This is a genomic window from Chlorobaculum sp. 24CR (assembly GCF_004118635.1).
GTDB lineage: Bacteria > Bacteroidota > Chlorobiia > Chlorobiales > Chlorobiaceae > Chlorobaculum.
In genome coordinates, this window is sequence record NZ_SDGU01000026.1 from 126,164 (window position 1) to 135,450 (window position 9,287).

The following is a 9,287-nucleotide window of genomic DNA, read 5'->3' on the forward strand; positions in this document are numbered from 1 at the left end:
CCTGCGGCCTGGGCTTCGCGCCTACGGCTTGAGCAGCTTCCGGTAGCGCTTCTGATCGGCAAGCAGCGCGAAAGCCTTCGCCGCCACCAGGTCATCCTCTATCGCCCTCTGCATGGCGGCCCGCTCGCTGTAATGCCGCATGATCTCACGCTGCAGGGCGGCGGTGATGCGGAGCGAGTCGCGTGAAATGCTTCGCTTCGTCGATGCCGCGAGCGCCTTGTCGAGAGTATCGAGTTGGTCGGCAAGCACCTTGTCCTCCCCATCCTCTTTCTGAATGAGCGATTTCAGGCTATCGAGCTTTTTCTGCGTGCCCGAACGGAAAACAAAGCGCTCTTTTTCGAGAAAGCGGCTGAACTCCCCGTAAACCGGTTCCGACGGCAGGTGCTGCAACTGAAATCCCGGATGCTTCCGGTGGAACCGTGAAGCGTATCGGAATAGCAGACCAGAGTTCTCCAGCGTGTGCCGGTATTCGGAGAGTGAGTCGGCGCTGACGGCCACATCCGGGCGAATCCCGCCGCCGCCGTAAACCTTGCGCCGGTTGCGGGTGTAGAAGACCTTCGTGGAGTCCGCATCACCGGTGAAGAGCACCACCTTGCGGCGCGACTCTTCGCGAGAGATCGGCTTTTGGATGAGGCGGCCCGACGGCGTGTAATATTTGGCCGTCGTCATCTTGAGGATGTGGTCGTACGGCAACGTGATGATCGACTGCACCAGCCCCTTGCCAAACGAGCTTTCGCCGACAATGACGCCCCGGTCGAGTTCCTGAATCGCGCCCGACACGATCTCCGAAGCCGAGGCGCTGTCGCCGTCGATCATCACCACCAGCGGCAGTGTTGGCTCCTGGGGATCAGTTCTGGTAATATAGGTCTGCCCACTGTCGGCGGCCCGGCCACGAGTGGAGACGACCCTGCTGTTTTTGGCGACGAACAGCCCCGCCACTTCGACCGCCGAGGTGAGCAGGCCTCCCGGATTGCCGCGCAGATCGAGCACGATGCCGTTGAGCGCGACACGGTTTTTGGAGGCTTCTTCACGGATCGTTCGGATCGCCGAACTCAGTTCATCGCGTGAATGCGCGCTGAAACTGTTCATCCGCACATACCCCGATGAACCGAACAGGCCGGAATACGGCACGGACGTTACCCTCACCTCGCCTCTCTTCAGGGTAACGGTTTTCGACGATCCCTGACCATCTCTTCTGATCGAAAGCCTGACGGTGGTGCCGGGAGCCCCTTTGATGGCGTTCCGGACTTCGTTGATGGGCTTCTTGCCAACCTTGAGGCCATCGATGGCGACGATCTGGTCGCCTATCAGCAATCCCGCTTTGGCGGCGGTCTGGCCGTCGATCACCGAGGTGACGAACAGATCACCGGAAAAAACGCCAAGGGTGATGCCGATGCCGGTGTACTGTCCGCTGGTGATCTCATCGAGTTCGCCGGACTGCTTTTCATCGAGAAACGTTGTGTAGGGATCGAGCTGGGCCATCATGCCGTCGATCCCCGAATACATGAATTCACTCACATCGATCGGATCGACATAGCTTTGCGACACATTCTTATAGACATCTCCGAGAAGGTCGATGCTTCTGGTGATGGCAAAAAAGTCCCCTTTCGGCTTCGATGCCGTCGCGGCTGTGAGTGGCGGCGCGCCGATGAAGGCGATGGCGGCGGAGATCGTCGCGACGCGCAGCCACCCGTGGCAGGAGTACCTCTGGCTTTTGAACCAGCTCACCGGAGTGCGCTTTCGAGCGCCGTGGCGCTGTCGGTGCGCTCGTCGCGGTACTTGACGATCAGCGGCGTGTAGATCGACAGACCGTGTTCGGCGGCGAACTCCCCCTTCACCTGGCGGGAGCCGGCCACCACCACCGCTCCTTCGGGAATGACGAGCGGCCCGTCGGCGCTCTTGCGCAGCACGGTGCCGTTGACCAGGTCATAGACCGGCGTGGAGCCGTTCAGGATCACGCCCGTACCGATCACGGCGCGTTTCTTGACAATCGTCCCTTCGTAGATGCCGCAGTTGCCGCCGACCATCACCTCGTCCTCGACGATCACCGGCATCGCGCCGATCGGTTCGAGCACCCCGCCAATCTGCACGGCGGCGGAGAGGTGCACCTTTTTGCCGATCTGGGCGCAACTGCCGACCAGCGCGTGGGAGTCGATCATCGAACCTTCATCGACGTAACCTCCGACGTTGACGTAGGCGGGCGGCATCATCACCACCGACGGAGCCAGGTACGCGCCGTCGCGCACCGACGAGCCGCCGGGCACGATGCGCACACCCTCCGCCGCGGTGAACTCGCGGAGCGGCCAGGTGTCCTTGTCGATGAAGGAGAAGCTGCCAAGGCCGTCGAGATCGACGTGGCTTTCGATCAGCCCACCGAGTTTCATGCCGACGAGGATGCCCTGCTTGACCCACTGGTTAACCCTCCATCCGTCACCCGACGAATCGGGTTCGGCAGCGCGAATACTGCCCTCGTTGAGCAGCGTCTTGAATTTAGCAAACGCAGCTTTCGACTCCGGATCGGCTTTGAGCTGGTCGGCGGTGAGCGGAGACAATGCGATGATCTGATCCTTTATCTGCTGGTACTGTTCCATGTGTCGGTTTGGGTAATATTAGTCCGGCAAAAAACTCTTAAAAATTGCCCCGGCCTTCAGGCCGGGGAGACAAGGATAAAAATAAATCCGGGCTTTAGCCCAATCTCTTACTGCCTTTGGCCTGTTGTCACCGAAGAGATGTCAATTGAATTCGGCGGTGATGTCGGTGCTGTGCTTCCTGTTGTAGAAGCGGAAATCGTCACTGCGCAGGCTTTCGTCGGCTTTGATCCGGACGAAAACGAGGTGTTGCAGGAACCACTTCATCTCGGTTTTCATGTCGCTGTTGCGCATCGGTTCGAGCACGGTCGGGCTGACATGCAGGTCGAGCTGCTGGAACGGCACCTTCTGCTGAAGCGCGTACTTGCGCAGCCAGCGCTCGATCTGGTTGATGGTGGTGAAACGCGCCTGCACCACGCCGGTGCCGCCGCAGGCGGGGCACTGATCGCCCATGCGCTGCATGAGGCTCGGCCGGATGCGCTCGCGGGTGATCTGCATGATGCCGAAGTCCGAAAGCGGCAGGATGTTCGATTTGGCGCGGTCGTTGCGCAGTTCGGTCTTCATGGAGTCATAGACCTTCTTCGAGTTTTTCGGATCCATCATGTCGATGAAGTCAACCACGATGATGCCGCCGATGTCGCGCAGCCGAAGCTGGCGCACGATTTCGCGGGCGGCTTCGAGGTTGGTCTTGAGCGAGTTCTCCTCCTGCTCGCGCTTGGCGGCGTAGCGCCCGCTGTTGACGTCCACGACCACCATCGCCTCGGTGTGCTCGATGATGATGTAGCCGCCCGACTTGAGCCACACCTTGCGCGAAAAGATCGACTCCACATCCTTGGCGATGCCGTACCCCTCGAAGAGCGGCAGCTTGCCCTGGTGGAGCGAAACGTTCTTGACCATGTCGGGCGCGGCCCACTGGATGTAGTTAAGCGTCTCGTTGTAGATCGAGTTGGAGTTGGCCACGATTTCGGTGACGTCGGTGGTGAGCGAATCGCGCAGTACGCTCGAAATGATGGTGTCCTCTTTGAAAATGAGCTGGGGCGGCTTGGCGTCCTGCAACTTCTCTTCGATCTGCGTCCATTTGGCCAGCAGCTTTTCGAGATCCTGCTTCAGGAGCGTCTCCTCCTGATCCTCGGCCACCGTGCGGATGATCGCGCCGAACCCTTCGGGCAGCATCGAGCGCACCAGCTTTTTGAGCCGTCCCCGCTCCTTGCGCGACACCACGCGGCGCGAAACGGCGATCTGGCCGCCGCCGAAGGGCAGGAGCACCATGAAGCGGCCCGCGATGGTGATGTCGGAGGTGAGGCGGGAACCCTTGGTGCTGATCGGTTCCTTGATGACCTGCACGAGAATCGAGTCGTTGGGCTTGAGTTTCTGGGCGATCATCTGGGTGTAGGACTGACGCCTTTCGGCAGCATCGCCGGATGGCTGCTGCCGCTGCTCGCTCTTCTGCTGTCCGGCGGGTCGAGCCGGCTCCCGCTGCGGCGCGGGCGTTTCGGAGTCGCCGTCGCCTTCACGTTCATCATCGCCCTCGTCGCCGCCATTCTCGTCGTCGTCATCATCCTCAACCAGCGCCCGGTAATCCTCGCTGGTGGTGCCAACATCCGAAAAGTGGAGGAAGCCGTCGGACTTTTGACCAATATCGACAAAGGCCGCCTTGAGGCCCTCGACCACCTTGTGCACCCGGCCCAGATAAATATCGCCGATGCTCCTCATGCTCTCCGGACGCTCGATAATCAGCTCGGCAAGCCGTCCCTCCTCGACGAGCGCGACCTGGATTTCATCTCCGGTCTTGTTCATCAGGAGCTGTTTCTTCACATTCTTCTTCATTCAAAAACTCACGGTTACGGGCGGCGCATCCCCCGGCATTCCGGACAACCGCGCCCCTGTTGAAACTCCTTACGGCTCGCGTCGTGCGATGGCGAACCGTTCCTTGTAAAAAGATTTGTCGTAATATATAACACTTCCCTGACACTTCGCGGCCCGGCGCGGCCCCCTTTCGCCGAACATTTTTGCCGGATTCCCGGATTTTCGCACCTTGAAGAAGAGTCTGATGCCAACCGTTACCATCGCCATGCTGTCAACCGATTTTGAAATGCCGCTCTGGGCGTCGATGTCGCGGGTCTGCGGCATCGACGAGGCCGGACGCGGGCCGCTGGCCGGACCGGTGGTGGCTGCGGCGGTGGTCTTTCCGCGCCACTTCAGGCCGTCAGGCATCCTCGCCAGGCTCGACGACTCGAAAAAGCTGACCCCGGAGTTGCGCGCAGCGCTGGCCCCGGCCATCCGCCAGGCCGCCGAAAGCTGGGCCATCGCGGAGGTGAATGCGGAGATGATCGACCGGATCAACATTTTGCAGGCCACGATGCTCGCCATGAACCGGGCGGTCGAGTTGCTCGGCGCTGCGCCGGAGCTGCTGCTGGTCGATGGCAACCGCTTCAAGCCGGTGCTGCCGATTCCGTTCGAGACCATCGTTAAGGGCGACTCGAAGGTCTTCTCCATCGCCGCCGCCTCGGTGCTGGCCAAAACCTGCCGGGACGAACTGATGAGCGCTTACGCCACCGAGTATCCGGAGTACGGTTTCGACGCCCACTTCGGCTACCCGACCGCCCGGCACGTCGAGGCCATCGCCAGGCACGGGCGCTGTGCGATACACCGCAAGAGCTTTAAACTCCGCAAGTTGGGAGAAAAATAACCCCTCTTTCCATGCATACCCCTCAATGGCTTGGAATCGAAGGCGAAAAGATCGCCGCGCGGCATCTCGTCGCGAAGGGCTACCGCATCGTCGAGCGCAACTACCGCTATCATCGCAACGAGATCGACATCATCGCCTTCGACCGCGAGGCGCTCTGCTTCATCGAGGTGAAGACGCGCGCCTCCGTCGCAAGGGGGCACCCCGCCGAATCGGTCACGCTGCGCAAGCAGAAGGAGATCGCGCGGGCCGCCGTCGGCTATCTGGCGGCGCTCGACGACCCGTGGATCACCTGCCGCTTCGACGTCATCGCCGTGCTCGCCCGAAGCCTCGACGAGCGCTCCATCCGGGAGTACGAAATCGAACATATCAAGGCGGCCTTCATGATCGGCGACCGGCGCTGAAATAGCATATGAGCGGTTTTTTGTTATCTTTCAGATCAAAAGTTTTTACTGATTCATCACGCACGACGCTCCCATGCAAGAAACCGATATCCAGACCGCACAGAACGCTGTAGCCGATTACGGCGCTACCAATATTCAGGTTCTCGATGGCATCGAGCATGTCCGCAAACGTCCGGCCATGTACATCGGCGACATCCACAGCCGCGGCCTGCACCATCTGGTTTACGAAATCGTTGACAACTCGATTGACGAAACGCTCGGCGGTTTCAACGACTACATTCTCGTAGCCATAAACCCTGACGGCTCGGTGACGGTCACCGACCGGGGGCGCGGCATTCCGGTCGATATGCATCCGGTCAAGAAGAGGTCGGCGCTTGAACTGGTCATGACGGTGATCGGCGCGGGCGGCAAGTTCGACAAAGGCGCGTACAAGGTCTCCGGCGGTTTGCACGGCGTCGGCGCGTCGGTGGTGAACGCCCTGTCGGAGTGGTGCGAGGCGGAGGTTTATCGCGATGGCAAAATTTACCGGCAGACCTACAAACGCGGCGTACCGCAGGGGGATGTCGCAGAGGTCGGCACGACTGACCAGCGCGGCACGAAAGTCACCTTCAAGCCGGACCACGAAATCTTCAAGACCACCGAGTTCCGCAAGGATATCATCATCGACCGCATGAGGGAGCTGGCGTTCCTGAACAGCAACCTGCGCATCATCGTCCGTGACGCCGAGGGGATTGAGGAGGCCTTTCACTTCGAGGGCGGCCTGAAGGAGTTCGTGCGTTTCACCGACGCCAACCGCCTCAGCCTACTCAAGGAGCCGATCTTCCTTTCGGGCGAGCGCGATTCAACGATGGTCGAAATCGCCTTGCAGTACAACGACTCCTACCAGGAGAACGTCTTCAGCTACGTCAACAACATCAACACGCACGAGGGCGGTACGCACGTCACCGGCTTCCGCAAGGCGCTGACCCGTACGCTCAACGCTTACGCGCAGAAGAACGACCTGCTCAAGAACGTCAAGTTCACCCTCACCGGCGACGACTTCAAGGAGGGGCTGACGGCGGTGATTTCGGTGAAGGTGCCGGAGCCGCAGTTCGAGGGGCAGACCAAGACCAAGCTCGGCAACTCCGAGACGCAGAGCATCGTCGAGACCATCGTCAACGAACAGCTCGCCGAGTTCGCCGAGAGCAACCCCGGAACTCTCAAGCTCATCATCGAAAAGGTGAAGGGCGCGGCCATTTCGCGCGAGGCGGCCCGCAAGGCCAAGGAGCTGACGCGGCGCAAGTCGGTGCTCGAAAGCTCCGGCCTGCCCGGCAAGCTCGCCGACTGCTCGATCAACGATCCGGAGCACTGCGAGCTGTACATCGTCGAGGGCGACTCGGCAGGCGGCAGCGCCAAACAGGGGCGCGACCGCAGCTTCCAGGCAATCCTGCCGCTGAAGGGCAAGATTCTGAACGTCGAGAAAGCGCGCCTGCACAAAATGCTCGAAAACGAGGAGATCAAGACCATCATTCTGGCGCTCGGCACCAGCATCGGCGAGGAGGAGTTCTCGGCGGAAAAGCTGCGCTACGGCAAGATCATCATCATGACTGATGCCGACGTTGACGGGGCGCACATCCGCACACTGCTCCTGACCTTCTTTTTCCGTTACATGCGTGCGCTCATCGAGGCGGGCAAGGTGTTCATCGCCCAGCCGCCGCTCTACCTGGTCAAGTCGGGCCGAGAGCAGCAGTACGCCTGGGACGAGGAGGAGCGGTTGAGTATCGCAGATTCGATGAAAAAGCTTCAGAAGGGCAAGGCCAACGTCTCGATCCAGCGCTACAAGGGTCTGGGTGAAATGAACCCCGAACAGCTCTGGAGCACCACGATGGATCCGGAGCACCGCTCCCTGTTGCAGGTCACGGTGGAGAATGCGATGGAGGCCGACCAGGTCTTTTCGACGCTGATGGGCGACAAGGTCGAACCCCGCCGCAACTTTATCGAGCAGAACGCAAAGTATGTCAGACGCTTAGACGTCTGACATAACCTTCACCACCACCTCTTTTTTCAGCTTCTCGATCCAGGCGTTGAACAGCTCCTGGCTCTTGTGGTTCATGGCAAGCTCCTCGATTCGCGCGAAATCGTGCTCCGGAGTGAGAACGTGCGCGGGCTGCCGTGCATTGAGCATGAACAGGGCATAGAACGAAGACCCCTTCTCCGGCTCGATCTTCTCGGGCTGACTGATAGCTCCACTGTTTTTCAATCCGGCAATGATCTTCTGAAGATCGGGCCGGATGGTTGCAAAATCGAGATCCGGGCTTCCCGAGGCTGCGGTGATATGCCCGCCGTTGGCCGCCGACGCGGCATCGTCCGAATACTTTTCAGCCATTGCAGCAAAGGTGGCTTTGCCGGAGAGCACCTCCTCGCGGATCGATTTGAGCAGCGCGATGGTGGCGGGAATATCGGTTTTGCTCCGGTCGAAGAGGGCGAGAATGTGGCGGGTGTGAAGGCGGTCGCCATCCTTGTCGATGAGCTGGATGATATGGTAGCCGAAACGGGTTTCGACAATGCCGGAAATCTGCCCCGGCTTGAGCGTCGCCGCCGCCTTCTCGAAGTTTGGCACCAGCTCCCCTTTGCGGGTGAAGCCCAGGTCGCCGCCCATCTCCCGCGATCCCGGATCGTCGGAATAGGTGCGGGCAAGATCGGCGAAGCCAACTCCGGCTTCAAGCTGCCGCTGCACGGCCGTTATCTTTTCGAGAGCCGCCTGCCTTGCCGCTTCGGAGACCAGCGGCATTTTGATAATCTGTGAAACCGAAACCGTTTCCGATGATTCGGGCAGCTTGTCTTTCTCCTGCCGGTAGAAGGCCATCGTCTCGTCGTACGAAACGTTCACCTCGCGGAAATGTTTCCTCCGAAAAGCCTCGATCATCTGCTGATCCCTGATGTCTTCGCGAATATGCTGCTTGAGGCGATTGACCGGTAGGCCAAAGCGCGTCTCCATGGCGCTGACCGACGGGAATCCGGCGCGAAGCGAACGGTACCGCGCCGCCGCCTGGTCATCGACGCTCTTCTCATCGACCTTGACTGTGTCGATCTTCGCTTTGGTCAAAATGATTTTCTGATTAATCATATTCTCCAGAATCCGCTTTCTGAGCTGGGCGTCGTTCCTGGTGTCGGGATACTGTAGGTGCAGCATCAGCTCCTGCTCGTTGACATCGGAAGCGAGAATGATTTCATTGCCCACGACAGCCACGATTCTGTCGAGGCCGGTCGAAGCGGATGCATCGACAAAACCGTTCATGGCGATCATCAGGGCGGCAAGCACGGCAAACAATACTTTTTTCATAAAGATCAGGATTTTTCTTGTAGAGACAGCCTCCCGCTCGTAACCGACGGGCGCTTGTTCATCGTGATGATCCGGCACAACGAAGCATTCCGTGCTCCGGAAACCGTTGACCCCAGGCAACCGGCGAGGGCCGCAAGGGTCAATGAAGCTGCAACATACAGAGAATCTCCTTTACGGGCAAGAGGCGTATTGAGGCTGGGGAAAAGGAGCGGGAATTTGAGGATTGCCCCCCCCCCCCCGGCAGTCGAGACCCCAGGGGGGCATGGCGGGAACGCAAGAAAAGGAAC

General features: G+C 59.9%; 7 protein-coding genes. 3 read left to right on the plus strand and 4 right to left on the minus strand.

From position 1 onward, the window contains the following. Positions 1 to 21: 21 nt before the first annotated feature. The 3 genes from EST62_RS06570 to EST62_RS06580 all read right to left on the minus strand — a co-directional run bounded on the left by EST62_RS06570 (position 22) and on the right by EST62_RS06580 (position 4,415). Positions 22 to 1,728 (minus strand): S41 family peptidase, encoded by a 1,707-nt coding sequence (locus EST62_RS06570; RefSeq protein ID WP_129051304.1) that lies wholly within the window; start codon positions 1,726 to 1,728, stop codon positions 22 to 24. Then, on the minus strand, positions 1,725 to 2,591 hold the full coding sequence (locus tag EST62_RS06575) for a 2,3,4,5-tetrahydropyridine-2,6-dicarboxylate N-succinyltransferase (RefSeq protein WP_129051305.1): 867 nt from the start codon (positions 2,589 to 2,591) through the stop codon (positions 1,725 to 1,727). Before EST62_RS06575 ends, EST62_RS06570 begins: the two co-directional genes overlap by 4 nt. Before the next feature lie 141 nt (positions 2,592 to 2,732). After that, complete coding sequence (locus EST62_RS06580) at positions 2,733 to 4,415, minus strand: Rne/Rng family ribonuclease (RefSeq protein ID WP_129051306.1); 1,683 nt, start codon at positions 4,413 to 4,415, stop codon at positions 2,733 to 2,735. A gap of 244 nt (positions 4,416 to 4,659) precedes the next feature. On the opposite strand from EST62_RS06580, the gene EST62_RS06585 reads away from it, so the two are divergent. The 3 genes from EST62_RS06585 to gyrB all read left to right on the plus strand — a co-directional run bounded on the left by EST62_RS06585 (position 4,660) and on the right by gyrB (position 7,695). Further along, positions 4,660 to 5,277: a ribonuclease HII gene (locus EST62_RS06585; protein WP_129051320.1), complete on the plus strand. Its 618-nt coding sequence runs from the start codon at positions 4,660 to 4,662 to the stop codon at positions 5,275 to 5,277. 11 nt (positions 5,278 to 5,288) lie between these two features. Next, the gene (locus tag EST62_RS06590) at positions 5,289 to 5,678 is read left to right on the plus strand and encodes a YraN family protein (protein WP_129051307.1); all 390 of its coding nucleotides are present in this window, start codon (positions 5,289 to 5,291) and stop codon (positions 5,676 to 5,678) included. A 73-nt stretch (positions 5,679 to 5,751) separates the two neighbouring features. Beyond that, positions 5,752 to 7,695, plus strand: coding sequence for a DNA topoisomerase (ATP-hydrolyzing) subunit B (gyrB, locus tag EST62_RS06595; protein WP_129051308.1), 1,944 nt, complete (start codon positions 5,752 to 5,754; stop codon positions 7,693 to 7,695). Here the strand turns inward: gyrB and EST62_RS06600 are convergent. Then, positions 7,684 to 9,000, minus strand: coding sequence for a peptidylprolyl isomerase (locus EST62_RS06600; protein ID WP_129051309.1), 1,317 nt, complete (start codon positions 8,998 to 9,000; stop codon positions 7,684 to 7,686). The genes gyrB and EST62_RS06600 overlap by 12 nt on opposite strands. Positions 9,001 to 9,287 lie beyond the last annotated feature (287 nt).